This is a genomic window from Acinetobacter sp. 766875, assembly GCF_000582055.1.
GTDB classification, from domain to species: Bacteria; Pseudomonadota; Gammaproteobacteria; order Pseudomonadales; family Moraxellaceae; genus Acinetobacter; species Acinetobacter nosocomialis.
This window is the reverse complement of the sequence record NZ_JEXX01000001.1, coordinates 310,505-335,740: the sequence shown is the minus strand read 5'-3', so window position 1 is coordinate 335,740 and position 25,236 is coordinate 310,505. Positions and strand designations below refer to the sequence as shown.

Sequence of the window (25,236 nt, the reverse complement as noted above, 5' to 3'; positions counted from 1 at the left end):
CAACAAAATATGTTTCTATAGCTTTAGCAACTTTTACTACTCAATTCAGGAAATATCATGGCAAATTTGCATGAAATTATTCAGTGGTGCGACCAAACCTTAAAAGCAGCAGAATTTAAAGATTACGCACCAAATGGCCTGCAAATTGAAGGTTCAACTGAAGTAAAACGTATTCTTTGTGCAGTGACTGCTTCTGAAGATGCAATTGATGCAGCTATTGCTCAAAATGCCGATCTATTACTTGTACACCACGGTTATTTTTGGAAAGGCGAACCGTATCCTATTACTGGTATGCGAGGCAACCGCATTAAAAAACTCATTCAAAATAATATTTCATTAGTCGCTTATCATCTACCTTTAGATGCACACCCATCTTTGGGCAATAATATCGCCATTGCAGAAAAGCTAAACTTGCAAAGCTTAGAACCACTCGATTTAACCGAGAAACATCCAATTGGTAACATTGGTTATTTAGAACAAGCACTTTCTGTAGATGACTTTAAAGCAAAACTACAAAACAGCTTTGATTTTAAAGTGATTCACTTACCAGCCGAGAAGAAAACGATTCAAAAAGTAGGTTTCTGTACAGGCGGTGCTCAAGATTTTATTGCTAAAGCTGCTTTGCAAAACTGTGATGCTTATATTTCAGGGGAAGTCAGTGAACGAACTTTTTATGAAGCAAAAGAATTAGGTGTTCATTATTTTGCCTGCGGTCACCATGCAACCGAACGTTATGGAGTTCAACGTTTGGCACAAGCCATTTCAAATCAGTTCACTGTTGAATCTAAATATTTTGAATTGAATAATCCGATTTAATTAAGTCTTTTTTTCAATCTGTGTTATGCGTATTAATTAGATCTTTATTGTGTATAGTTCTTTAAAACGATGCCCTATTGTTAACAGAATCATTTACAATAGAGCCACTTAATATTGTATAACCCAGCAAATGCAAGGAATAGGAACATGACAACCATTACTTTACCTGCACTTCCATATGGCTATGATGATTTAGCGCCACATATCAGTAAAGAAACTTTAGAATACCATCACGACAAACACCACAACACTTATGTTGTTAACTTAAACAACTTAATCAAAGGCACTGACCTTGAAGGTAAAACTTTAGAAGAAATCATCAAAGCAACTGCTGGTGACGCATCTAAAGCTGGTATTTTCAACAATGCTGCTCAAGTTTGGAACCACACTTTCTACTGGAACAGCATGAAGCCAAATGGTGGTGGTAAACCTACTGGCGCAATCGCTGCTAAAATCGACGAAGCTTTTGGTAGCTACGAAAAATTTGCAGAAGAATTTACTGCTGCTGCAACAACTCAATTCGGTTCAGGTTGGGCTTGGTTAGTTGCTGATGAAGTAAACGGTAAACTTTCTATTACTAAAACTTCAAATGCAGACACTCCACTTGCACATGGTCAAATTGCTGTATTAACAATTGACGTATGGGAACACGCTTACTACATCGATTTCCGTAACTTACGTCCTAAATACATCGCAACTTTCTTAGAAAACCTTGTGAACTGGGACTATGCAAATGCAAAACTTGCAGGCCAACCAGCTGGTGTAGAGAAATAATTTTATTTCTTTATAAAAAACCACCCTGTTTTGGGTGGTTTTTTTATTTTTAGTACAACAAAAGCATATTAATCAAGCAAACGGTTCATTTTCTTTAATATTCTTATTGACGCTTTTAGATTTCATCCATAAAATGCGCATCAGATTCTCCAATAGCTCAGTCGGTAGAGCGACGGACTGTTAATCCGCAGGTCCCTGGTTCGAGCCCAGGTTGGAGAGCCATCTACTAATCTCCCATAGCTCAGTCGGTAGAGCGACGGACTGTTAATCCGCAGGTCCCTGGTTCGAGCCCAGGTGGGAGAGCCAAGATTCTAAAAGCCCACATTCATTGTGGGCTTTTTCTTTTCTAATCATTTAATATTTTTCTATTATTTTGAATAAAATCAATGTTTCGAATATTTTTAAACCAATCAGTTAGATATTCTCACTAATTCCATTATTAACCCTTGACCTCGCCCCCTTTCCTGCCTAAAATCCCTTTCCAGATTCTCCCATAGCTCAGTCGGTAGAGCGACGGACTGTTAATCCGCAGGTCCCTGGTTCGAGCCCAGGTGGGAGAGCCAAGATTCTAAAAGCCCACATTCATTGTGGGCTTTTTCTTTTCTAATCATTTAATATTTTTCTATTATTTTGAATAAAATCAATGTTTCGAATATTTTTAAACCAATCAGTTAGATATTCTCACTAATTCCATTATTAACCCTTGACCTCGCCCCCTTTCCTGCCTAAAATCCCTTTCCAGATTCTCCCATAGCTCAGTCGGTAGAGCGACGGACTGTTAATCCGCAGGTCCCTGGTTCGAGCCCAGGTGGGAGAGCCAGGATTCTAAAAACCCACTCCTTATGAGTGGGTTTTTATTTGTATGATGTCTTCACATGTTCGAATCGAGTCATTTATTTTTTATTATTTTAGGTTGCTTAAGCACCTGTATTTTTCTTCTTGTTTGTTTACGCCCTTATTTATTTCCCAAACAAAAATTCTTTGCCCGTCCTGTTATTACTAATTTTGAAACTCAAATGTTTATACGCTTAAAACAGAGTTTCCCAAGTTATCATGTTCTAGCACAAGTGGCTTTTAGCGCATTAATCACCAGTAATGATTATAAGGTTCGTAGTCAGTTCAACCGTAAAGTCACTGATTTTGTTTTGCTTGATGAAAACATGGAAGTAATAGCCATTATTGAGCTAGATGACCCTACTCACCTTGAGAAAGTCGAAGAAGATCGTCTTCGTGATCAAATGCTCATAGAGGCAGGTTATATCGTAAGACGCTATACAAACATCCCGAGTGTACGCCAGCTACAAAAAGATATTTATTAAAAACTACTGTTATTTCTTGTCAGAATTGGCAGCTTCTTTCTCAGCTATTCTTTTTTCCATTTCTAAACGCTGCTGTTCATATTGTTTTTTATTCTGAGCATCACTTTTTGCAGCCAAAAAAAGTATTCCAATAATCAGAAAAGGAATAAGTAAACCTAATCCCATTAATAACCAAGGAACAGATTTTTTTTCAACAGATTGCTGGCTCATAAGTCCTTCAAACTCAAATAATATCGATTTCAGAATGCGTAACAATATAACAAAAAGAGCCTCTATAAAGAGACTCTTTTTTAAAACTAATTTTAATCAAGTAAATAGGTCTTAAAATTTACCTGTACAGTGAGGGCTTTGGCTAGCATCTTTCTGTGCATCAGTTAAAACAATACCGGTACCTGCTGACATATTCGTTTGAATAAAATCTATGGCATTTGCATTTTGACATACGATTGCTTGTGTATGAGTCGCATTCGGTACAATAGTTAAGTTATATCCCTTATCGTACCCACCTTGAGGGAAAAATTTCAAAGCATTCGCTTTCATATTTGCGAATAAGGCTTGTGTTACTACAGGCAATACTGCTTGATCTTTTTCACCTTGAATAATAAATACAGGTGCTTTAATAACTTTTTCAGCTGTAGCATTCGTTGCAGGTTGAGTCGATGTTAAAAAACTTTGAACTACTTGATCGGTCTTGAATTTATTTAGATCAATACCGTACTGTGAAATTTGATGTGTAGGGTCAGCTAAGAAAGCTAGGATTCCTGCTTTAAATTTCTCCTGTAAACCATTTGCAGTATCAGGTGCAGGATAACTTAGACATGTACCATCATCTCCTGTACGACCATAAGCAAATTCTGCAATATCAGCTGCTCCTGATGTAAAGATTGACTTCAAATCATAATTTGGTTGCTGTGCTTTAATCCCAGCGCTTGCAAAAGCAGCATATGCTAACAATTCAGCATATCCTTCTGCAGTTTTATCAATTGTTGGTACACCAAGCGCCAGTGGATCATTTGGAGACATTTGCCCTGCAGCAATCGCTGCATCAATTTGTCTACGCGCTATAATTGCCTGATCTAGCTTACTAACTGCAAAATTACTATCTTGATTCATTGCAGGATCAATATAAATTTGAATAATTGTGCCCAAGCTTGATGCCGGCGCCCCAGCTACAGCACCTTTATAACTTGTATCTGTATTGGCGAATTCAGCAGTACCTAATGATGCATGTCCACCTTGTGATTGGCCAATTGACATCCAATCGCCTTTCAACTGATTTCCATAATGGTCTTTTGCTGCCTTGACTGCTGCTAATGCGGATTTTGCTTCACTAGATAAGTTTAAGTACGGATGTACACCTGGCGTACCTAAACCCTCATAATCTGGTGCAATAATCACATAACCTGCTGCTAATAAGTTTTCAGCTAAAATTTTAAATCGCGGATTAATTGCATTTTTACTTGGCGCGCAACTATCTCCTACTCCTACAGTTCCATGCTCCCATACAACCACTCGATAACCATCTTTAGGTTGCGAGGCTTTTGGGAACAATACCATAGCAGTAGCAGTGGCTGTTTTTCCCTGCACATTTGTCATGTTATAAGTCATGACTTTAATTGATGAAGCATTATCAACTTTATCTATAGCGTAATTACTTTCAGACAAAAAAGTCTTATTTGAATCTATCCCAGTGTAATCGTCATTGTTGTCATTACATGCTGTAAGAAATAATGCTGAAACCGATAATGTTATAGCTAAAGCAATTTTTGACCGTTTCATAAAATATCCTTTTTATGTTATGTGTTATTTATTCCGCATAATTTTTATGCACAAATATTAAGACATAAAAAAAGTGCTCTGCATAGAACACTTTTCAACCTCACGGTCATTTTTACTATATGAAATTTAAAAATATTCCTAGAAAAATGATTAATCCTACCCAGCGATTGTGACGAAATGCCCAGAAACAAACCTGAGGGTTGCGGTCTTTGGTTTTAATTGTTTGATATATAAAATCGAATGCCACAACAATTAAAGCAACGATTGCCCATGGAAATAAGATATTTTCTAAATATAACGCCGTTCCTATCAAGACAAGACTGGTTGCTTGTAGGAGTGCAATAATCTGGATGTCATATCGACCAAAAAGAATAGCTGTAGATTTCACACCAATCTTTAAATCATATTCACGATCGGTAATTGCATATTGAGTATCATAAGCCACTGTCCAAGCCAAATTACCAAAATACAGCAGCCAGCAAGTCAGATCCGGAGTTTTACCTACGGCAGTAAAGGCCATTGGAATTGACCATGAAAATGCTGCTCCTAAAAAAACTTGCGGTAAGTTGGTATAGCGTTTCATAAATGGATAAATAAACGCTAAAAATAATGCGCCAAATGACCAATAAAAAGTTTCTATAGGTAAAAAGAACAAAAGACATGCACTTGCTAAAACAAGACCTAAGAATACGTATACTGCTTCCCTCGCACGAATGACACCTGTTGCCAAAGGACGAGTTTTTGTACGCTCTACATGACCATCTACTTTACGATCAGCAAAGTCATTAATCGCACATCCAGCAGCGCGCATAAAAATGACGCCTAAAATCATGACGAATAAAATACCTAAATTCGGTATTCCTTTTGATGCAACCCAAAGTGCCCACATGGTTGGCCAAAACACCAATTCTGTACCAATTGGCTTATCAAATCGGCATAGATAATAATAAGCTTCTAAACGCTGACGCCATGTTGTACCTGTTGCAGTCGTCATAGTAATTCCTTGTCGTGCTGCTGATATAAAAAAGCTTCAAAAGCCGGTAAGAATGTTTCTTGAACAATAAATTTACACCCATGCCAAGTATAGCAACTTTGTCGCGTCCAGCCTTCTGGTAAGCGAATAACACGGCGATCACACAGTGGCGTAGTTCTTTGAAATAAAAAACGACCTATCGGTTTAGAACCAATATGCTGAAATATACGAGCTTTTTTTTGTAAACTTCGAATTGGAAAAATACTTTTTGCTTTAACCCAAGGTTCCACTTCACAGCCATATAAATATGTTTCCCTTACCCATGAAGTATGGGTATGAGGCATATTCATCCATTGACTGTCTGCAAAAGTTAAACGCTGAAAGTGTTCTTTAAAAGGTTTTACGCTGAACTGTCCACCGCCAAGTTCAGTCAATTGTTGGGTCAGAGAACCAGACGCATACAACCATGTTTTCAATGCAGGATTTAATACTTCTTCCTGTTTAAGTACTGGTTGTCGTTTACGCATAATCTGCTCACATGAAAACTCGCACCTAGTTTACCCCAATTTTTTGATAAAAAACGTAGAGAATTCAATCAACATTCCAAGTAATAAAAAAGCCTGCATAAGCAGGCTTTTTTACGAAATACGTATTACAAGCTGTAGTACATATCGAATTCAACTGGGTGAGTAGTCGTGTTAAGACGACGTACATCTTCAGTTTTAAGTTCGATGTATGCATCAAGCATTTCTTTAGTGAACACGCCGCCTTTTAACAAGAATTCGTGATCTGCTTGAAGTGCTTCAAGAGCCATATCTAAGCTATGAGCAACTGTTGGGATTTTTGCTTCTTCTTCTGGAGGAAGATCATACAAGTTCTTGTCAGCAGCTTCGCCCGGATGGATCTTGTTTTGGATACCGTCGATACCAGCCATTAATAATGCAGCGAAACCTAAGTATGGGTTCATCATTGGGTCTGGGAAACGAGCTTCGATACGCTTACCTTTAGGGCTAGAAACGTATGGAATACGGATAGACGCAGAACGGTTACGCGCTGAGTAAGCAAGCATAATTGGTGCTTCGAAGTGAGGAACCAAACGCTTGTATGAGTTTGTAGATGGGTTTGTGATTGCATTCAATGCACGAGCGTGCTTGATGATACCACCGATGAAGTACAACGCCATTTCTGAAAGGCCAGCATATTCATCACCAGCAAACAAATTCTTGCCATCTTTAGAGATAGACATGTGAACGTGCATACCAGAACCGTTATCACCTACCATTGGTTTAGGCATAAACGTAGCTGTTTTTGCATACTGATGTGCAACGTTCCAAACAGCATATTTGAACTGTTGAACTTCGTCAGCTTTACGAACAAGAGTATTGAAGCTCACACCAATTTCTAACTGGCAAGAAGCAACTTCATGGTGATGTACTTCTACACGACCTGGGCCCATGATGTCTTCGATTTTTGCACACATTTCTGCACGCATATCTTGTGAAGAATCAACCGGAGGAACTGGGAAGTAACCGCCTTTAACACGTGGACGGTGACCAGAGTTACCAGACTCATAGTCTTTACCAGTAGACCAAGCAGCTTCTTCAGCGATTAATGTATGACGAGCGCCAGACATATCGATGTCCCATTTCACTTCGTCAAATACAAAGAATTCTGGTTCTGGACCGAAGAATGCAGTATCACCGATACCTGTAGATTTTAAGTATTCTTCTGCACGGCGAGCAATCGAACGTGGGTCACGCTCATAACCTTGACCAGTTGAAGGTTCAATAACGTCACAAGTCACAACTACAGTTGGTTCAGCAAAGAACGGGTCGATGAAACCAGTTTCCGCATCTGGACGTAAGATCATGTCAGATGCTTCAATACCTTTCCAACCAGCGATTGAAGAACCATCAAACATTTTACCGTCTTCAAAAGTATCTTCATCAATAGAATCAGCTGGGTAAGTTACGTGCTGTTCTTTACCCTTAGTATCAGTAAAGCGAAAATCGACCCATTTTGCGCCACTTTCTTGTATGAGTTGAAGGACCTTGTTCGCCATGCTCATTTTGCTCCAATGAAATTTTGTTGCACTTGTTAAGTGCGTGTTAGTTGCTGGTATTTATTAAGCAATTCTCATACCAACTTTATAAGACTTACCTAAAACATTGAATTACTTATAAGTATTCATGATTTAGGCCCCTTGTCTTGAACCCATTATACTGTTTGCTTGTGCAAATGCACCATATTCACACATTTTCAAATTATGGCATATTTAAATAGCTTATTATTGCCCTAATTTAGTGCAAAATTGTTGCACTGATATAATCCGCTGCATCAATTTCTAACAGTCGTTCATGATCATAATACTTTCTTATATATAATGTTGAGATTCTTATTAGATTACACAAAAAATATTTATACTTCTTAAAGCATCCATTCTCACTCATTTTTACGTTGTTTAAATGACTTAAGCGCCTTGGTTAAGCCATCCAAGTAAGTTCTTTATTGTTTATTTACAATCTACCAAATAGTTTTCATTTTGATTAATTCTTATAGAGCATTTCAGTACTCGGCAGTTCTTTGATTTGCCAAATGAACGCTCCTTTTTGTTATTCGCTATCTACAAACTCCACTATTCATGTTCTTTTTCATTCACTGTTTTTATACAAGGTAAATTTGCTTTTATTGTTAAAAATAACTAAAAAATAAAAACATAAATTTTGGTTATAAATAAACAAACTAAAAGTTATGTTTATAAAAAACATAAAATCATTCAAGGATTTGAATAATGAAACATGAACTTGAACAGACCGATAAAGCATTTTTCGGTCATCCAAAACCATTAAAAACTTTATTTTTTACAGAACTTTGGGAAAGATTTTCTTATTACGGAATTCGCCCCTTACTTGTTCTTTATATGGTTGCTATGGTGAATGACGGTGGGCTAGCACTTGATCGACCAACTGCCGCAGCTATTGTAGGATTATTTGCAGGCTCAATGTATTTAATGACAGTTTTTGGTGGGTGGATTGCTGATAACTGGTTAGGTCAGGCGCGTGCTGTCTGGTACGGTTCAATTATTATTGCTTTAGGTCACTTATCAATTGCCCTCACCACCATTTTTGATCAATTCTTTTTTTATTTCGGTCTAGTTCTGATTGTTCTTGGCTCAGGTTTATTTAAAACTTGTATTTCAGTGATTGTCGGAACTTTATACAAAGCTCAAGATAGTAGACGAGATGCCGGATTCTCCATTTTTTATATGGGAATTAATATGGGCTCGTTTATTGCCCCGCTCATTACAGGTCTATTAGCTCGCGATTATGGCTGGCACTTAGGCTTTGGTATTGGTGGCATTGGGATGCTCATTGCTTTATTAATTTTCCGCTTTTTAGCTATCCCGCAGCTCCAAACTTTTAATGAGCTACGACAAGAAGCCAATAGCTGTAGCAAACCTGTCGTAGAAAATAAAAATGCGCCTAAAATTGTATTTAGCTTTTTATTCGCTGTTGCAGTGGTTATTGGATTAACTTTCTTTGGGATTATTCACATCAACCCAGTCGTTGTTTCCACCTACTTAACTGTAGGAATTAGCATTGGAATTATTGCTTATTTTGCATACTTACTGCTTTTCCTGAATTTAGAACAAAATGAAAAATTTAAAATAATTATTTGCTTCGTTTTATTAGCAGCCTCTGCCCTATTCTGGTCAGCTTTCGAACAAAAACCCACAACTTTTACTTTATTTGCGCAAGATTATACGGACCGTATTGTTTTCGGATTTGAGATTCCCACTGTATGGTTTGAATCAATCAATGCTCTTTTTATTATTATCTTTGCTCCAGTTGCAGCTTGGCTATGGGCGAAACTAGGTAAAGCGAATAAAGATCCAAGCTATATCAGCAAATTTATTATTGCGTTGTTATTCGCCGCAGGTGGCTTTTTACTTATGTCTCTAGCCAGTCATTTTGCTATTCATGGTGGGGCAGTTTCACCATTTTGGTTAGTCGGTACTTTATTTCTTCTTACCATAGGTGAACTTTGCTTAAGCCCAATTGGCTTATCAACCATGACCAAACTTGCACCTGATGTCATACGTAGTCAAATTATGGGTTTATGGTTTACAGGTACAGCTCTTGGCAACCTCATGGCAGGTTTAATTGGCGGGCAAGTCTCGGCAGATGGTATTAATCATTTACCTAGCCTATTTATACGCTGTGTATTAGCCTTGGTTATTGGCGCAATCGTGTTATTTTTATTAAAGAAACCAATGAATAAATTAATGGACAAAAGTACCAACAAAGTTCAACCTGATTTGGAAACGATATGAACGACTTAACTGTTCCAGAAAAACTAGCGAAACTTCGAGAACTCATGACCAATCAAAGTATTGATGCTTTGGTTGTTATGAGTGCAGATCCCCATATGTCTGAATATTTACCAGACTATTGGAAAGCAAGGCAGTGGTTAAGCGGTTTTAGTGGCTCTGTTGGCACTTTAGTTGTGACCCAAAACTTTGCAGGACTTTGGGCCGATGGGCGCTATTGGGTACAAGCCGAACAACAACTCGCTGGAACTGGCTTTCAATTACAAAAACTGACCAGTGATGAATCTTCTACACATCTCGCATGGATTGAGAAAAATCTACCAGCGGGTTCGGTTATTTCAGTAAATGGGCAAACACTTTCAATCCAGCAATCTAAAGCGTTGGAAAATACAGCAAAGCAACGTGGCTTTAAGCTTGAAACACAGCAAGATCTAATTGGCTCGATCTGGTCTAATCGTCCAGAACTTCCTTTAGAGAAGATTCATTTAATGCCTGAAGGGTTAAATGCCCTATCTCGTAAAGAAAAAATTCAGGCAATACGCGATGCTTTAAATAGTAAGGCGATTGAAGGACATTTCATTTCATCTTTAGATGATATTGCTTGGGTTTTAAATGCACGCGGACAAGATGTAGAGTACAACCCTGTATTCCTTTCCCATTTATATATCAGTACTCAACAGGCTGTTTTATTCATTGCTAGCAACAAAGTCGATTCAACCATTCAACAGGCTTTCAAAGCTGATGGCGTTGAAATTCGTAACTACGAAGATACAGCTAAGTTTTTATCGAATATTTCTGATGCCTCAGTACTTTTAGATCCAGCCAAAGTCTCGATTTTTAATGAACAAGCCATCGCAAAAGATATTCGGATTGTTTACGACATCAACCCAAGTACACTTTTTAAATCGCGTAAACATGAAAGCGAAATAGCTCATATCCGTCATGCCATGGTGAAAGATGGAGTCGCGCTTTGCCACTTTTTTCACTGGTTAGAGAAAGCCCTTCATCATAGTGAAAGCATTTCAGAACTCACCATTGATGAGAAAATTACAGCTTTCCGTGCTCAGCAAGAGGGTTTTATAGGCCCAAGTTTTTCAACGATTGCTGGCTTTAATGCCAATGGTGCTCTACCCCATTACCGTGCAACTGAAGAGCACTATTCATTTATCGAAGGTGATGGTCTGTTACTGATTGACTCTGGTGGACAATATGTAGACGGCACTACCGACATTACTCGTGTTGTTCCTGTCGGGACTCCAACAGAACAACAAAAACGTGACTATACCTTAGTTCTAAAATGTCATATTGCTTTAGCAAAAACCATTTATCCAGAAGGTTTAGCTGCTCCTCTACTCGATTCAATTTGTCGTCATACTTTATGGCAACATGGTTTAGATTATCGCCACGGCACAGGTCACGGCGTAGGCTTTGCACTTAACGTGCATGAAGGACCACAAGTGCTTTCTTATTACGCGACTATTCATGCCTACAGCAAATTGCGTGAAGGTATGATTCTTTCTAATGAACCGGGCTTATATCATGAAGGACAATACGGTATTCGTATTGAAAATCTGGTTGCAAACAAACTTCACTCAGGGTTTGAGAAAACTTATGGCGATTTCTTAGAGTTTGAAACGCTGACCCTTTGCCCAATTCATTTAGACTGTATTGTCGTTGACATGCTAACAGATGAAGAAAAAGACTGGTTAAATGGTTATCATCAAACTGTTCAAGAAACACTGGCTGAACATTTATCTGGCGATGTTTTAGATTGGCTGATTTATAACACACGTAAGATTTAAATATTTAATAGCATTAAACCAAATCAAAGCCTTGAAAGAGCCAAGGCTTTGATTTAAATCCTATAAGATATGTAAAGAATCAAAAACCATACTAAATACTTATTCTAATCCGTTTATTATTTTTTATTTAGTTACAGTTTCTGTCTAATAGAATTTTAGGAACTTTTTTCTTATAGAGTTCAAACTTTTTTGTAATTTGTCTATCTTTGTTTCCAACAAATGACTTATTTGCTATTAATTCCATAGCACCTTTATTTGATTTTTTACTATCATCAGCAATAAGGTCATCTAAGTCATCATTAGCTTCTATCAAACCATTCTTATATCTATATTTTAGGTAATTTGTATTAATCAAATTATCCTTCTTAAAATTGAACTTATATTTTTCTTGTCCCGATTCTCCATAAAGACTTAATATAAGAGAACAATAATTTTTCTCTTTTTTCAATTCGATCCCGCCACCTTCAGGACTAATTCCCTGATCAGTTAAATCCAGCTCATAGATTTTCTTTGGAGACATGTTAGTTTTAGCGGATAAGTTACATCCTGTTAAGAGAAAGAAAAAACTAATAATAAGTTTTATTATCGTGCCTTGTTTATTTAACATTATATACTACCTTTAATGGATCACCGCCTGCATCTTTGGTTAGTTGTCTAAGCTGCGACATAGTTTTTCCAGTTTTTAGTTGGAAGTGAGGATTATCAACTATTGATTTCCAATCTCCACCCCACTCTAATCCAATACTTTTCCCGACAGGGGCGACTTTTCTCAATATTTGAATATTTTTAGCATCCGACTTTGCATCCATGTGAAGTTTACCATCTTCCCATAATGGAAAAACATCAACAGCTAAAGCAAAGTTATGGTTACTTTGACCACCTCGTGCTCTTGTTACAATACTTCCAGGTGTTGTACGTCCTTTGGCGTACAAAGCATCTTGCTGTGCATAGGTACGATAATCTTGAACAATAACAAGTTGTACCTGGTGCTTTGCATACACTTCATTGATGAACTTTCTGATTAAGTCCCTTACTTGTGGATGTAATCTAGCTATAGCTCTCTCATTCTTTGCAGAAACTTTTGAAGATGCAGAGGTTGACGATGATACCTTTGCAACTGGTGTCTTTTCCTTATTTTGTGAGGCATCCTGAACAACTTTAGGTGGTGTTACAGGCCGATTCTCGTCTTTTTTCTTCTCAGTATGTGGTTTAGGCACAGTAGACTTAATTTGACGATCATAGACTTTTATCGTTTGGTTTTGTGAGATTTTACCGTCACTTAATCCATTAAGTTTCTTAATTTCGTCAATGCTATTACCAGTAAGTTTAGCAATTAAAGGCAAAGTATCGGTTCGCTGAGCTACGATAATCTTAGTTTTCTCTGCCTGATATTGCTGTGGTACAGGGGGTTTTAGCTTGTTTTCAGGCGCAGGCGAAGAAGCCTCAGTTTTATTGGTAGGTATCTTTAAGACTTGCCCAGCATGAATATCTTGGTCATTTTTTAAGTTGTTGATTCTTATTAACTCATCCGTAGTTGTATTGTTGTCTTTCGCGATTCGAGATAAATAATCTCCTTCAGCAACAATATAAGTTGATCTAACATATCCTCCCTGTGCTACTTCTTTAGTAGTTAGCTTTAAACCTTTAAGCAAGACTTTAGGGCTACGTATAGTAAAAATAGTCTTTTCGCCAATTAGTTGTATTTTAACTTTAGAGTTGTACTCTCCAGTGGCTATGCTTCTAACTCGAACATCAATAACTGTTCCAACTGGACGTTTAATCCATACTGATTCGCCATTGGCAGTAGTAACAAACTCAGAAATTAATGAGGAACCAACCCAAAGTTGATGAGCTAACCCATTTATTGGTTGGCCCAGGGCATCTAAGAATTTTATATTGGCTAGACAATCCATGATTATATCTCACCCCCATATTCATGATTTTCGTGTGAACCACATTTACATTCATAATCATGTTCATCATCTTCATTGCCAGTTTCAACTGAAACAGTCCAACCCTCATCTATACCAATCAGCATATCGTAACCTTCATTAGTAGAAGTATTTATACGTTGAGTTCGACCATGTTCATCTAGCGTTCCTGAAATATAAGTATTGTTTTTATTATTAATTAATTTGTATTTCACATTTGAGAAATTAGATTTATAAAATAAATCATAAAAATCCCATTTATTTGTATAATTATTAATCTCATTAACGACAGGTAAATTAGGAAGTTCCGCTTTAACTCGCTGTCCATCATTAAAGATATGCTGACCAGCTTTAACTTCAAACTTACCCCCTGTTATCAAACTAATACCTTTATCATTAATTACAATACGTGTACCACCAGCCATACTTTTTTTATTCTCTAATATTAGAATATAAAGTTATACTAGTATAATCTGATTAAATCTAAAAATTAAACCCAATGACCATGATTGTTTCTGCTCACTTAGGTGATGTTATTATGATTGCAGCAGATAAGAGGGCAATGAATTATAATGTTGAGACTAATGAATTAAGCGTATCACATAATAATGAAAATAAAATACAGTTATGGTGCAGAGGTGCAATTTCGGGAACAGGTGATGTTGTATTTATAAACAGAATAATGAAGCGATTCGCTGATATTTCTATTGAAGAACAAAAGATTAAACAAATAGATATAATTGCTGAGGAAATAAATAGAAGATTATATGAAGGATTACCTATAGATTTTATTAATAAAAATACAATTGTATTTTCTATTTTTAATGGTGTGAATTCCTTATTATATTCAATACCGATTAGCGCATTTCTTGAAAAACAACTGTCTAATACTTACCTTAATAAAGTTGAACCAGGAACAGTTGAAGTGTGCTGTCTACATACTCCTCCAGATTTATCGTATCTAAAAAACTTTCAAAGTAATTTACGGAGTCTTAATAGTTTCGATAGCATTGTTCAATTCCTTATGTGTTATGTTGAACAACTAAAACAAATCTTTGCGATGCAAGCTTCAATTGATCCCAGTGTTACTTCTGCATTTGATTTATATTTACAGTCTTGCCAGACAGGTCAAAGGCTTGCTTTACATATTGAAAATCCGCTTTTAATTTCATCTATTATATTTAAATGACTAAACATCTAATTTAGAAGTACTTATTTTGGTATGCTTCTATGTAAAAGATAAAGTCGAAGAATATAAAAATTCTGATATAGTAGCCATCTATTGATGGTGGCTTTATTTTATACATGAGTACTTTAGCAATCTTGGGTACTAAATTGAGTATAAAAACCGCATCAAAATAAAATCCTTTTATTTATTAGTGAGTTGAATCTAAAATGCTTCTAATGATCGACAATTACGACTCTTTTACCTACAACATCGTCCAGTATTTTGGCGAGTTGAATCAGGAAGTAAAAGTAGTTCGCAATGATCAAGTCACATTAGAGGATATTGAACGATGGCAACCTAAATACCTCGTAATTGGCCCTGGCCCATGTTCTCCAAGTGAAGCTGGTATTTCAATTCCTGCAATTAATCACTTTGCCGGAAAAATACCTTTGCTTGGCGTGTGCTTAGGCCATCAAAGTATCGGGCAAGCTTTTGGCGGAAAAATTGTAAGAGCCAAAACGGTAATGCACGGACGTTTATCTGATATGTACCACAGCAATAAAGGTATTTTCAGTAATCTGCCTAGCCCATTCTCGGCAACTCGTTATCACTCGTTGGTCATTGATCAGGAAACGCTACCCGACTGCCTTGAAGTAACATGCTGGACCAATGAAGCAGATGGCTCAATGGAAGAAATTATGGGCGTTAAACATAAGACACTTCCTATTGAAGGCGTACAATTCCATCCTGAATCCATTTTGAGTCAACATGGCCATCAAATCTTTAAAAACTTTTTAGACATCTACGCATAAGTCAGCTTTAAATAGTTTGTTTTAAAAGTAATTTAATAAGAACCCTGAATAAAAAAGCCAACTATGATCAGTTGGCTTTTTTATAGCTGAATCAATCACAACTGTAACTGTTGCACAATTGATCCATCTTGTTTTGCTACCAGCGATTCGCAGAGTTGAATACGCTCTTTAGTCTGTTTCAATCCTCTTTCCACCCCAACCAACTCTTTAGTTCGTGGTGCAAAAAAGTCATTTAACTGTGCCGCTTGTTGTTGGGTACATGCTGCCCCACTAAACATTGCAGGAAAACGCCCAGCCGAAGACTTACCTAAACGATCAAACACTGCCTCATGATTTACCTTAAACCAAGACCACAAACCGCCTTGTTCATCTCCATAATTATTGATTGAGTTAACTACGGTACGAACTTCACCAACTTTAACACGCGGGTTCAAAATCAACTGACGGGCTTGTTGACGTGTTGCTTCTTGATTTGCCGAGCCTAAGGCTGTAAGGATTGCTAGACGTTGTGTTGGTTGAGTCACGTGTTGTAACTCTCCAGACAATCGGTCAAAAGCTGGTTGACCTTTTTCTTGTACACGTACAGCTAAAATGGTTGGCAATAATTCAGGTGTTACTTGCGCAAAATTAAGCTGCTTTTGAGCAAATAGAGCATCTGACTGTTTTAACAGTTGTGTACGAACTTCAGGAACTTGAATATCTAAAGCAAGAAATCTAACTAACTCACTACGCCATAAACTGTCTTCAGCTGATTCACCTGTTTTACTGACATAACCCAACTGATTTAATTTAGGTAAATATAAATTTGCCAAAACTTTTCTAAAATGTTCACGTTCAGCTTCTGTTTTCAATACATGACGATGAATGGTACTTAACTGGGAAAACAGCGCTGTACTAATTTGTCGACTATTTGAATTGGCAAATTTCTTCGCAGCATCTACGACAGCCAATAAATTAATATCCCCATGGTTAAAAGCAGCTGAAATTGCATAGGCATAGGCCAACTGTTCAGTATTAGAAAGCTTTTCTGTGGCAGCAGTCAGACGAGCAAATTCTTTTTGTGGCAAACTAAATTGGTAGTATCCCGCCGCATTTGCATTTGGAATATACCAACTGCCAAGGCTGGCACCTTTGAGTTCAATCTTGGTTTCTGCTTGGTCTACCAATTCACATTGCACTTTACTACCTGCATTTGGAACTTCATAACGTACACATAATGGTACACCCCACAGGCTTCTTGCATCACCTTTTGAACCCACAGGTAAGTAACGGCTTTGCTTCACATTTAAAAAGACTTTATTGCCTTCTTGCTGTAGTGAAGTATTGAGTAAAGGTACACCCGGTTGATCAAGGAAACTTTTCATCGCTCTAGTAAAGCGCTCACCTTGTCCAGATTGCTCTGCTAAAGCGCTAATTAAATCATTAGCTGTCGCATTACCATATTGGTGCTTATTAATATAATTGCGCACCCCTTGTTTGAATTTTTCTTCACCCAAATAGCTTTCAAACATATTTAAAACAGCTGCACCTTTTTGGTAAGTAATACCATCAAAAGCGGTTTGAATATCGGCATTACTTAAAATAGGCTGGCGAATACGGCGTACACTTACCAAGCTATCACTTTTCATCGCATCTGCGGTGTCTGAAATACGCTCTAAATCAGCGTTAAATTCCGGATGTAATTTTTGAGTAATTTTACTTTGCATCCATGTGGCAAAAGATTCATTTAGCCACAAATCATCCCACCATGGCATCGTGACGACATCACCGAACCATTGATGTGCGAGCTCATGTGCATTGACATTAAATGAATTCTGTACAAAAGAGACTGGTGAGTCCTTATCTAACAACATTAGATAATCTCTAAAAGTAATTAGCCCTGGGTTTTCCATTGCTCCGGCAGCAAAGTCTGGGGCTGCAAGCAAGTCGAGCTTGTCAAATGGATAACCAAAGGCAAAATAATCTTCTAAAGTTTTTAAAATAGCTGGTGTTTCAGATAAAGCATGCTGCATTTTTTCAGCTTTAGCATCGGGTGCAATACCACGTAACTGGATCGGCTGCTTACGCCATGAAGTTGCTCCAATATCAGGCCCTTTTTGTAATTGCCACGGTCCGACAGCCAATGCAAGTAAATAGGTTGGCAGTGGTTTTGTCTGTGCAAAACTGAGCGTTTTCCAACCTGACTTCTCTGCTTGCTCAGATGTTTGTTGGGTATTGGCAAAACCTGAATATTTGCTTGGAATCGTCAAACGGATATTAAACGGCGTTTTAAAACGTGGTTCATCAAATGATGGGAATGACTGGCGTGCACTAATTGCTTCCATTTGAGTCATCACATAAGGTTTACCCTCAAACTCAATTTTATAAATACCGTCGAGCTGCTGATCGTACGCCGCATTAAAATCTAGAACGAGTTGATACTGGCCTGCGGGCAAGGTCTTGGCAAATTTAATTTTACTCACCCCATCGACCTCGGAGGCTTGCTCATATTTTGCTTTGGTTTTGACGCCCTCTGCCGATGTGATATTCACCTCTTTCACCGTCAAAGATTTACCATGAATCCAGAGGTGATCTGTGGCTTGAGCCAGTTTTAAATGAATAGTAGTTTTACCGGTATAGCCTTTTTGTGCGGGATCAATCTTAAAATCTAAATCATAAGATTCTGGTACAACCCACTCGGGTAATTTACCAATCGGGATTTGTTCACTGTTATTCGATGCAAAAATCTGTGTTGCCGATAAAGATAATAATGTTGTAAGTAGCAATCTTTTTTTAAATGAAGGCTTGACCAGCATAAGGGGTTTTATCCTCTGTAGTTTTAAATAAAAAGATGCAGCAATTGCTGTACCACTTCGCTGCATCCATACATCATTCTTAAAATTTATAGTTAAACTCCAACCAACCTTGACGGCCGAATGGTGAATATGATCCTACCGGATAATACGGCCAACCGCCTGTGTCATCTCGTTTCACTTTGTCAAACAAGTTATTAATAATGATTGAAGCAGAAGCTTTTGGAGAGATTTGATAAGTACCACTCCAGTTCACCAAATACGTTGGGCTTAAATAGGCAGTTTGGTTACCATTTGGAATTTTGCCATAACGATTAACTAATACTGTTGAAGCCCAATCACCATAGCTCCAGCTGAGACTGGTATTAAAACGGTCACGCCAATCAGGAATACTTAAATCTTTTAAGTAATCATCTTTCTCGCCATCTTTTGATTGCTGATATTCATGTTCTAGTACACGGCTATAATTTACCGTCCAGAGAAAGTTACCAAAACTGTCTGTTTTCCAGCGCCATCTACTAGTGAAATCAATCCCGCGGGTATGGTCTGATGCTGCATTAATCGGAACGATATTAATATTCTTAATCACATTTGGATCGACAACTGCATTTGCAGGGTTACGCTCTACACGTGCCAAAGCATCGATACAGGCCGCAGAGTTAATATCTTGGTTGCCTAAACGACAATCTGCTTCCAAACGTAGAATTTTGTCCGCACTTAAATTCGTCACAAGATTATCAATTTTGATATCCCAGTAATCGACGCTGATATCAAATTTATTGGTGGGTGACCAAACAAAACCTGCACCATAAGATTTACCCTCTTCAGGTTTCAGCTCTTTGTTTCCGGTTAAAGTGTAGTTCGCCCCAGGTGCGTAATCTTTAAAGCTACATTTATCTAAAGGTTGTCCCGTTTGGCTACAACGTAAATAATCCGTTGTACTTGGGAAATAACCTTTTTGTTTATTTAAAAACAGATAGTTCATATCTGGTGCACGAAAGCTGGTCGCATAGTTACCGCGCACTAATAAAGTTGGATGTGGTCTAAACTCGAGACCCGAACCGAAAGTTAGCTTATCAATGCTGTTATCTGATAAAGCATAACGGTCATAACGTCCAGACAAGGTTAAATTTAATGGTTTTGCTAAAGGTAAGAATAATTCTGCGCCAAGTGCTTGGCGGGTCCTCGTTCCTCCATATTCGCCACTAGAGCTTAAATTATAATATTCACCATTTTCGATCGCCTCATCTGGCTTAATCGAGAAGCCTTGACGCCCAATTTCAGCCACAGCCGCAAGTTTGGCAGTTCCTGCAGGTAGCTTAAATACGTCACCATTCGCGCTTAAGGTTAAACTTTGCGCCCACGACTTATCTTTTTCTTTTGTTGTGCCCGAAATGCTTTCAAATTCACTTGCTGTGAGTGGTCGACTTAAACGATCTAAGCGAGGTGAATAAATAGGAATACCATCTGCATCTGTACCAAGTTGCTGACCTAAGAAATATTCATCAACATTCGAACGTAATAAGCCTTGGCGGTGTAGCTGACTAGTATAGATGGAACCATTATAGGCTGCTTCATAACTCCAGCTCGTCTCCCCAATATCGCCTCGAATTCCAAAATTTAAGTTCGAAGAAAGTTCTTTCCATTTTTTATTTATTCGTTCTACCCCACCTAATTCTTCAGGCGCAAAACGACGATTCCAAATTTCATAATTTCCCGAATCTTGATTTAGAAAATAACCACTCGATGCACCTAAAGAGGTCCATATCGGACTACGGGTATTGTTTTCAATTTGATTTGCCCCAATCAAAAAATCTGCAAATAATTGAGTTTTATCATTTAACTCATAGTCTAAACCGAGATAACCATTTTGACTGCGATTTTGAGTTTGAACAGTCCAATAGGTTGGTCGTGCCAAACCACTGGCACAATTGTCCGCCCCTGCTTGTCCTATATTATTGACTGATCCGTTAAATAAACCATTAAAGGCCTGACACCCTCCAATTGAAAGGTATTTACCAGTATCGGCATTTTTCCGACCCACAATCGTGTCAGGTTTCTCCCCCAAACGAGTTCGGCTCTTCATAAAATCCCGATCGGCTGCCCATATCGGTTCACGACCACTGAGTTCAACTCCATAAACGAGACTAAGCTTGTCTAAAGTTTTACTACCACTCAGTTGTAAACGTAAATTTTCACCGCCTTCTTTGGTTCCGCCTGCCTTGATATTAAATTGTGTGCCGTCTGTTTTCTTTTTCAGAATAATATTCACCACACCTGCAATTGCATCTGAACCATAAATTGCAGAAGCACCACCGTTTAATATTTCAATACGGTCAATAATAGCAGTTGGAATATTGGCTAAGTTTACGAAATTGACAGAGCCATCATAAGGCACAGGATAGTCTGCAACCCGATGTCCATTAATTAAAGTCAAAGTATGATTGGGTCCCAGACCTCGTAAACTAATGGCATTAGCCGCAGGCGTAAACGTATTTCCATAATCGGCACCTTGTACAAAACCTGTGTTCTGCGTCAGGTTATTGAGTGCATCAAATGCATTACTAAAACCTTGTTTTTCAATATCGGCTGCGGTAATGACGGTCACACTGGTCGGGCCATCTTTTTGTGCTTTTGAAATTCGAGATCCTGTCACTGCAACACGAACTACTTTATCTGCTTTAGCTTGGTTTTGTGGTTGCTCTACAGCTTCTTGTGCATAACTTTCTAACGGATGAAACAGTGCAACAAATACAAAAATAAATGAGCGCTTATTTTTTAAAGCCCCTACATATTTCAAGTTATTTAAATACATATTTATTAGTAGACAAAATAAAGATCGCCCTACTATATCCACTTTTATTTGTTTGATTTATACACATTTTTTCTAGATATATTTATGTTTAAGATATACCAAATGGTTAATTATTTATCATAAAAACTCACAACAAACTAAAACCTTTTTCAATAAATAAATTTTGTTTATGAATAGATTCAAAACCTTCTCTAATCAAAATTTTTAATTCTCTTATCGAACAGCAAAAATCTTTGATTATTTTCTGCTAACATAGCTCCCCTAGCTAGTGAATCATGGAACGCAATAGGCCGAACCTCCCACACTCGATCAACTTCACCTAAAAATTTTAATCATTAATGCTGTAAATCATGACTATGAATATCCAACAGGCGCTTAACCACATTACCAAGAACATTCATTTGACTCAGCCTCAAATGGAAGAAATTATGCGCAGCATCATGCAAGGTGAGGCAACCGAGGCACAAATTGGTGCTTTAATGATGGGCCTACGCATGAAAGGTGAAAGCATTGACGAAATGACGGCAGCCGCACGTGTCATGCGTGAATTTGCGATCAAGATCGATGTGAGTGATATCAAACATTTAGTAGATATCGTGGGAACTGGCGGTGATGGACAAAATTTATTTAACGTGTCTACAGCGTCTAGCTTTGTTATTGCAGCAGCAGGTGCGACCATTGCAAAACATGGTAACCGTGGCGTTTCAAGTAAATCGGGTTCATCAGACCTACTTGAGCAGGCAGGTATTCATCTTGATCTAGATATGCAACAAACCGAACGCTGCATCCGTGAAATGGGTGTAGGTTTCTTGTTTGCACCAAACCACCACAAAGCCATGAAATATGCTGCTGGCCCACGTCGTGAACTTGGTATTCGTAGTATTTTTAATTTACTTGGCCCACTGACCAACCCGGCTGGGGTAAAGCGCTTTGTCATTGGTGTATTTTCAGATGAACTTTGTCGCCCGATTGCAGAAGTGATGAAACAACTCGGTGCTGAACACGTTATGGTTGTTCATTCAAGAGATGGTCTTGATGAAATTAGTCTTGCAGCACCTACCACTGTTGCCGAACTCAAAGATGGCGAAGTTACTGAGTGGACACTTAATCCGGAAGATGTCGGAATTGAGTCACAAACATTAAATGGTTTAGTGGTTGCTGATGCATCGGCGAGTCTAAAGCTCATTAAAGATGCTTTAAGCAAAAATAAATCTGATATTGGTGAAAAAGCTGCAAACATGATTGCGCTTAATGCAGGCGCAGGTATTTATGTAGCAGGCATTACCAAAACTTATGCTCAGGCTGTTACATTTGCGCAAGATATTATTTACGGCGGGCAAGCATTAGAGAAAATGAGTGTTTTAGCTGAATTTACTAAAACATTAAAACAATCTCAGGCAGATTAAGGACTTCTCATGATTAATATTCAAAATACCATTTTAGGTAAAATTGTTGACCGTAAACATGAGGAACTTGCTGCACGTTTAAAACAACGTAATTTGCAAGATGTAGAAGAGCTTGCAAAAGCAGCGACTCCAGTACGTGGCTTTGCAAATGCTTTACAACATAAACGTCCGGGTGTGATTGCTGAAATTAAAAAAGCATCTCCATCAAAAGGGATCATTCGCGCAGACTTTAATCCTGCTGAAATTGCTCAGCAATATGAACACGCTGGAGCAGCATGTTTATCAGTACTGACTGATGTGGATTTCTTTCAGGGTGCAGATGAAAATATTGCGATTGCCCGCAATCATTGTGCCCTACCTGCTTTACGTAAAGACTTTTTAGTCGACCCATATAATGTAGTTGAAGCACGTGCTTTGCATGCTGACTGTATTTTATTAATTGTTGCTTGTTTGTCTGACCAGCAACTCGAAGAAATGTCTAAAACAGCGTTTGAACATCAACTTGATGTATTGGTTGAAGTTCATGACGAAGAAGAGTTAGAGCGTGCCTTAAAACTTTCTGAGCAATGTTTACTAGGTGTGAATAACCGTAATTTAAAAACGTTTGATGTAGATTTAAATACGTCTATCCGCTTGAAAAAATTACTTCCGTCCTCACGTTTACTGATCACTGAAAGTGGCATTGCGACACCAGATGATGTGCGTATGATGCAAGAGCATGATATTCACAGTTTCTTGGTTGGCGAAAGTTTTATGAAACAACCACGTCCAGATCAAGCTTTTACTGCTCTTTTTGGACAACCTCAAACGGTTTAATGAAGATATATGAGTAATAAAGATTCATCGCTTTCTAAAGAGCAACAAAAGTTATTGAAGCAATTTAAAAAGCAAATCTCCAATCCTCATTCAAGCAAAATCGCAAATCAGCCTGAGTCTAAAAAATCTCAGGCTGAGACTGAAGAATTGGAAGATACATACCTGTTTCAACAGGCTGTTGCAGGTGTAAAACGCATCAACAATAGTAATATTGCCGATGTAAAAACACCTCGTGCCAAAAAAGTCGATGCACAAACTTTGGCAAAACGTGCAGCTGCCGAAGGTGGTCGTGATACCGAACATGCCGAGCTATCAGATACACAAGCTGCTTTAAATCCGGTCGCAAGCCAAGCAACGTTAAGCTATCGTATAGCGACCCTTCAACATAAGGTTTTTGAAGACTTAAAAGCAGGCAAGATGCGTTGGTTTGAAGCTGTAGATTTACACGGCTGTACCATTGAACAAGCACGTGACGCAGTTTTACAAATCATCCAGATGGCAAAAGATGAAAATCAAAATGTCATCAAAATTGTGCATGGTAAAGGCCCAGAAGCGGTCTTAAAAACCTATGTCAACGGATGGCTACGTCAGCATCGTGATGTTTTGGCTTTTGTAAGTGCCCCTGAAAACCAAGGTGGTACAGGTGCCGTTCTCGTACTGCTTAAACGTGCAGAAAAAAATCCTAAGTTCGAACAAAAAAAATGATCCTTTGGGATCATTTTTTTACATCAAATACCTGCAATAATTGAGCAACTACTGCAATGGCAATCGTTGCAGGTTGTTTTGATGAAATCCCTTCTATCCCGATCGGGCAAACCAAACGTTGTAATGTTTCCTGAGTATAACCTCGCACCTGCATACGTTTTTCAAAAATAGCCCTTTTACTTTTTGAGCCAATCATCCCAACATAAGCAAATGGTTTTGCCATAGGTTTTAAGGCCATAAAACACAATTGCAAATCTAATTGATGATCGTGCGTTAAAATTAAAACTGCACCTGAACGGTCAAAATGCTCGATCTCGGCGTCTAAGGTATCAGTTGTTATACAGTGCACCTGTTCCAGTAAATCGGATGGGAAAATATCATCACGCGGATCAATCCATTTCACCCTCACACCAATAGGCAATAAGCAACGAACAATTGCTTCACCCACATGACCTGCACCACAAATCAACACTTGCATGGCATAAGGTTGAATCTGCTGGCTAAATTGCCATTGCTCACTACTGTCAGAATGTAACTCGAAACTTGGTTGTTGTTCCATATCCATAATTTGCCAAATGGATGCATATTGATGTGAGACGTTACGCGATATATGCTTTCCAGCTCGCCATGCTTGCAAACTTCCAGACAAATCCGACGCAATTTCAGCAGGTAATATTTTTTCAAACAATAACCACATTACTCCGCCACAACACTGCCCAAGCCGAGCACTGAGGTTAAAACGTTCAATATGCCTCACACAAGTTCCCGTTTCACTTAACATTGCTTTAGCAATATCAATTGCCTGAAACTCTAAATGTCCCCCACCGATCGTATCTGACTGCTGCCATTGCTGTTGTAAATTAAACCGCAACAACATCGTTGCACCAACTTCTCGTGGTGTAGAACCATCAGCACAGACCACTGTGACCAATACCATAGGCAACGCATCGGCTTGCCAAGCTACAAAATCAGTCCACCATTGTAAATGTTGCATAATC

At 38.2% G+C, this 25,236-nt stretch carries 20 protein-coding genes, 4 tRNA genes and 1 pseudogene; 14 read left to right on the top strand and 11 right to left on the bottom strand.

Annotation, left to right across the window (positions count from 1 at the left end):
- Positions 1-57 precede the first annotated feature (57 nt).
- The 7 genes from J576_RS01520 (at position 58) to J576_RS01490 (ending at position 2,909) form a co-directional block, all read left to right on the top strand.
- The gene (locus J576_RS01520) at positions 58-816 is read left to right on the top strand and encodes a Nif3-like dinuclear metal center hexameric protein (RefSeq protein WP_033855466.1); all 759 of its coding nucleotides are present in this window, start codon (positions 58-60) and stop codon (positions 814-816) included.
- A 147-nt stretch (positions 817-963) separates the two neighbouring features.
- The gene (gene sodB / locus J576_RS01515; protein ID WP_000208082.1) at positions 964-1,590 is read left to right on the top strand and encodes a superoxide dismutase SodB; all 627 of its coding nucleotides are present in this window, start codon (positions 964-966) and stop codon (positions 1,588-1,590) included.
- 146 nt (positions 1,591-1,736) lie between these two features.
- Positions 1,737-1,812 (top strand) — tRNA-Asn (locus J576_RS01510).
- A gap of 8 nt (positions 1,813-1,820) precedes the next feature.
- Positions 1,821-1,896 (top strand) — tRNA-Asn (locus J576_RS01505).
- Between the two features lie 181 nt (positions 1,897-2,077).
- Positions 2,078-2,153, top strand: a tRNA-Asn gene (locus J576_RS01500).
- Between the two features lie 181 nt (positions 2,154-2,334).
- Positions 2,335-2,410, top strand: a tRNA-Asn gene (locus tag J576_RS01495).
- A 55-nt stretch (positions 2,411-2,465) separates the two neighbouring features.
- Positions 2,466-2,909: a DUF2726 domain-containing protein gene (locus tag J576_RS01490; protein WP_000464149.1), complete on the top strand. Its 444-nt coding sequence runs from the start codon at positions 2,466-2,468 to the stop codon at positions 2,907-2,909.
- A gap of 9 nt (positions 2,910-2,918) precedes the next feature.
- Here the strand turns inward: J576_RS01490 and J576_RS01485 are convergent, their stop codons facing one another.
- From J576_RS01485 to glnA, 5 genes are all read right to left on the bottom strand, one after another.
- Positions 2,919-3,119: a hypothetical protein gene (locus J576_RS01485; protein WP_000082790.1), complete on the bottom strand. Its 201-nt coding sequence runs from the start codon at positions 3,117-3,119 to the stop codon at positions 2,919-2,921.
- 111 nt (positions 3,120-3,230) lie between these two features.
- Complete coding sequence (locus J576_RS01480; RefSeq protein WP_002052558.1) at positions 3,231-4,688, bottom strand: alpha/beta hydrolase family protein; 1,458 nt, start codon at positions 4,686-4,688, stop codon at positions 3,231-3,233.
- 115 nt (positions 4,689-4,803) lie between these two features.
- Positions 4,804-5,682: a 4-hydroxybenzoate octaprenyltransferase gene (ubiA, locus tag J576_RS01475; RefSeq protein WP_002052447.1), complete on the bottom strand. Its 879-nt coding sequence runs from the start codon at positions 5,680-5,682 to the stop codon at positions 4,804-4,806.
- Positions 5,679-6,188, bottom strand: coding sequence for a chorismate--pyruvate lyase family protein (locus tag J576_RS01470; RefSeq protein ID WP_002052747.1), 510 nt, complete (start codon positions 6,186-6,188; stop codon positions 5,679-5,681). Before J576_RS01470 ends, ubiA begins: the two co-directional genes overlap by 4 nt.
- A 125-nt stretch (positions 6,189-6,313) precedes the next feature.
- Entirely contained in the window at positions 6,314-7,729 is a 1,416-nt protein-coding gene (gene glnA / locus J576_RS01465) for a type I glutamate--ammonia ligase (protein WP_002052696.1), read from the bottom strand.
- Positions 7,730-8,432: 703 nt separating this feature from the next.
- Between glnA and J576_RS01460 the strand changes: the two are divergent.
- Together J576_RS01460 and J576_RS01455 are read left to right on the top strand one after the other, a co-directional pair.
- Positions 8,433-9,994 (top strand): annotated as a pseudogene (locus J576_RS01460) (peptide MFS transporter).
- The gene (locus J576_RS01455) at positions 9,991-11,793 is read left to right on the top strand and encodes an aminopeptidase P family protein (RefSeq protein WP_002052627.1); all 1,803 of its coding nucleotides are present in this window, start codon (positions 9,991-9,993) and stop codon (positions 11,791-11,793) included. The pseudogene J576_RS01460 and the gene J576_RS01455 overlap by 4 nt, the downstream one beginning before the upstream one ends.
- A gap of 127 nt (positions 11,794-11,920) precedes the next feature.
- Here J576_RS01455 and J576_RS01450 read toward each other — a convergent pair whose 3' ends face one another.
- Genes J576_RS01450 through J576_RS01440 form a run of 3 tightly spaced genes read right to left on the bottom strand, consistent with a single transcriptional unit; the run spans position 11,921 to position 14,149 of the window.
- Positions 11,921-12,400, bottom strand: a complete 480-nt coding sequence (locus tag J576_RS01450; protein WP_002052431.1) for a hypothetical protein — start codon at positions 12,398-12,400, stop codon at positions 11,921-11,923.
- Positions 12,390-13,706 (bottom strand): LysM peptidoglycan-binding domain-containing protein, encoded by a 1,317-nt coding sequence (locus J576_RS01445; RefSeq protein ID WP_002052940.1) that lies wholly within the window; start codon positions 13,704-13,706, stop codon positions 12,390-12,392. The genes J576_RS01450 and J576_RS01445 overlap by 11 nt, the downstream gene beginning before the upstream one ends.
- 2 nt (positions 13,707-13,708) lie before the next feature.
- Positions 13,709-14,149, bottom strand: coding sequence for a hypothetical protein (locus J576_RS01440; protein ID WP_002052675.1), 441 nt, complete (start codon positions 14,147-14,149; stop codon positions 13,709-13,711).
- Between the two features lie 113 nt (positions 14,150-14,262).
- Here J576_RS01440 and J576_RS01435 point away from each other — a divergent pair, with 113 nt between their 5' ends.
- Together J576_RS01435 and J576_RS01430 are read left to right on the top strand one after the other, a co-directional pair.
- The gene (locus tag J576_RS01435) at positions 14,263-14,913 is read left to right on the top strand and encodes a hypothetical protein (protein WP_002052583.1); all 651 of its coding nucleotides are present in this window, start codon (positions 14,263-14,265) and stop codon (positions 14,911-14,913) included.
- Between the two features lie 206 nt (positions 14,914-15,119).
- Positions 15,120-15,704, top strand: a complete 585-nt coding sequence (locus J576_RS01430; RefSeq protein ID WP_000925672.1) for an anthranilate synthase component II — start codon at positions 15,120-15,122, stop codon at positions 15,702-15,704.
- Positions 15,705-15,799: 95 nt separating this feature from the next.
- Here J576_RS01430 and J576_RS01425 read toward each other — a convergent pair whose 3' ends face one another.
- Both J576_RS01425 and J576_RS01420 read right to left on the bottom strand, forming a co-directional pair.
- Positions 15,800-18,565 (bottom strand): M1 family metallopeptidase, encoded by a 2,766-nt coding sequence (locus tag J576_RS01425; RefSeq protein WP_081404055.1) that lies wholly within the window; start codon positions 18,563-18,565, stop codon positions 15,800-15,802.
- Between the two features lie 13 nt (positions 18,566-18,578).
- On the bottom strand, positions 18,579-21,311 hold the full coding sequence (locus J576_RS01420) for a TonB-dependent receptor plug domain-containing protein (protein ID WP_002052450.1): 2,733 nt from the start codon (positions 21,309-21,311) through the stop codon (positions 18,579-18,581).
- A 356-nt stretch (positions 21,312-21,667) separates the two neighbouring features.
- Here J576_RS01420 and trpD point away from each other — a divergent pair, with 356 nt between their 5' ends.
- The 3 genes from trpD to J576_RS01405 are packed head-to-tail and all read left to right on the top strand — an operon-like array spanning position 21,668 to position 24,238.
- Complete coding sequence (gene trpD, locus J576_RS01415) at positions 21,668-22,717, top strand: anthranilate phosphoribosyltransferase (RefSeq protein WP_009498528.1); 1,050 nt, start codon at positions 21,668-21,670, stop codon at positions 22,715-22,717.
- Between the two features lie 9 nt (positions 22,718-22,726).
- Positions 22,727-23,533: an indole-3-glycerol phosphate synthase TrpC gene (gene trpC / locus J576_RS01410; RefSeq protein ID WP_002052960.1), complete on the top strand. Its 807-nt coding sequence runs from the start codon at positions 22,727-22,729 to the stop codon at positions 23,531-23,533.
- Between the two features lie 9 nt (positions 23,534-23,542).
- Positions 23,543-24,238, top strand: coding sequence for a Smr/MutS family protein (locus J576_RS01405; protein WP_002052415.1), 696 nt, complete (start codon positions 23,543-23,545; stop codon positions 24,236-24,238).
- Positions 24,239-24,248: 10 nt separating this feature from the next.
- On the opposite strand, the gene xdhC is transcribed toward J576_RS01405, so the two are convergent.
- The gene (gene xdhC, locus J576_RS01400) at positions 24,249-25,232 is read right to left on the bottom strand and encodes a xanthine dehydrogenase accessory protein XdhC (RefSeq protein WP_002052648.1); all 984 of its coding nucleotides are present in this window, start codon (positions 25,230-25,232) and stop codon (positions 24,249-24,251) included.
- Positions 25,233-25,236: the final 4 nt, after the last annotated feature.

Excerpts from the sequence above, each read along its gene's own strand:
- J576_RS01520 (WP_033855466.1), top strand. The coding sequence starts at position 58 with ATGGCAAATTTGCATGAAATTATTCAGTGGTGCGACCAAACCTTAAAA.
- sodB (WP_000208082.1), top strand. The coding sequence starts at position 964 with ATGACAACCATTACTTTACCTGCACTTCCATATGGCTATGATGATTTA.
- J576_RS01490 (WP_000464149.1), top strand. The coding sequence starts at position 2,466 with ATGTTCGAATCGAGTCATTTATTTTTTATTATTTTAGGTTGCTTAAGC.
- J576_RS01485 (WP_000082790.1), bottom strand. The coding sequence starts at position 3,119 with ATGAGCCAGCAATCTGTTGAAAAAAAATCTGTTCCTTGGTTATTAATG.
- J576_RS01480 (WP_002052558.1), bottom strand. The coding sequence starts at position 4,688 with ATGAAACGGTCAAAAATTGCTTTAGCTATAACATTATCGGTTTCAGCA.
- ubiA (WP_002052447.1), bottom strand. The coding sequence starts at position 5,682 with ATGACGACTGCAACAGGTACAACATGGCGTCAGCGTTTAGAAGCTTAT.
- J576_RS01470 (WP_002052747.1), bottom strand. The coding sequence starts at position 6,188 with ATGCGTAAACGACAACCAGTACTTAAACAGGAAGAAGTATTAAATCCT.
- glnA (WP_002052696.1), bottom strand. The coding sequence starts at position 7,729 with ATGAGCATGGCGAACAAGGTCCTTCAACTCATACAAGAAAGTGGCGCA.
- J576_RS01455 (WP_002052627.1), top strand. The coding sequence starts at position 9,991 with ATGAACGACTTAACTGTTCCAGAAAAACTAGCGAAACTTCGAGAACTC.
- J576_RS01450 (WP_002052431.1), bottom strand. The coding sequence starts at position 12,400 with ATGTTAAATAAACAAGGCACGATAATAAAACTTATTATTAGTTTTTTC.
- J576_RS01445 (WP_002052940.1), bottom strand. The coding sequence starts at position 13,706 with ATGGATTGTCTAGCCAATATAAAATTCTTAGATGCCCTGGGCCAACCA.
- J576_RS01440 (WP_002052675.1), bottom strand. The coding sequence starts at position 14,149 with ATGGCTGGTGGTACACGTATTGTAATTAATGATAAAGGTATTAGTTTG.
- J576_RS01435 (WP_002052583.1), top strand. The coding sequence starts at position 14,263 with ATGATTGCAGCAGATAAGAGGGCAATGAATTATAATGTTGAGACTAAT.
- J576_RS01430 (WP_000925672.1), top strand. The coding sequence starts at position 15,120 with ATGCTTCTAATGATCGACAATTACGACTCTTTTACCTACAACATCGTC.
- J576_RS01425 (WP_081404055.1), bottom strand. The coding sequence starts at position 18,565 with ATGCAGCGAAGTGGTACAGCAATTGCTGCATCTTTTTATTTAAAACTA.
- J576_RS01420 (WP_002052450.1), bottom strand. The coding sequence starts at position 21,311 with ATGTATTTAAATAACTTGAAATATGTAGGGGCTTTAAAAAATAAGCGC.
- trpD (WP_009498528.1), top strand. The coding sequence starts at position 21,668 with ATGAATATCCAACAGGCGCTTAACCACATTACCAAGAACATTCATTTG.
- trpC (WP_002052960.1), top strand. The coding sequence starts at position 22,727 with ATGATTAATATTCAAAATACCATTTTAGGTAAAATTGTTGACCGTAAA.
- J576_RS01405 (WP_002052415.1), top strand. The coding sequence starts at position 23,543 with ATGAGTAATAAAGATTCATCGCTTTCTAAAGAGCAACAAAAGTTATTG.
- xdhC (WP_002052648.1), bottom strand. The coding sequence starts at position 25,232 with ATGCAACATTTACAATGGTGGACTGATTTTGTAGCTTGGCAAGCCGAT.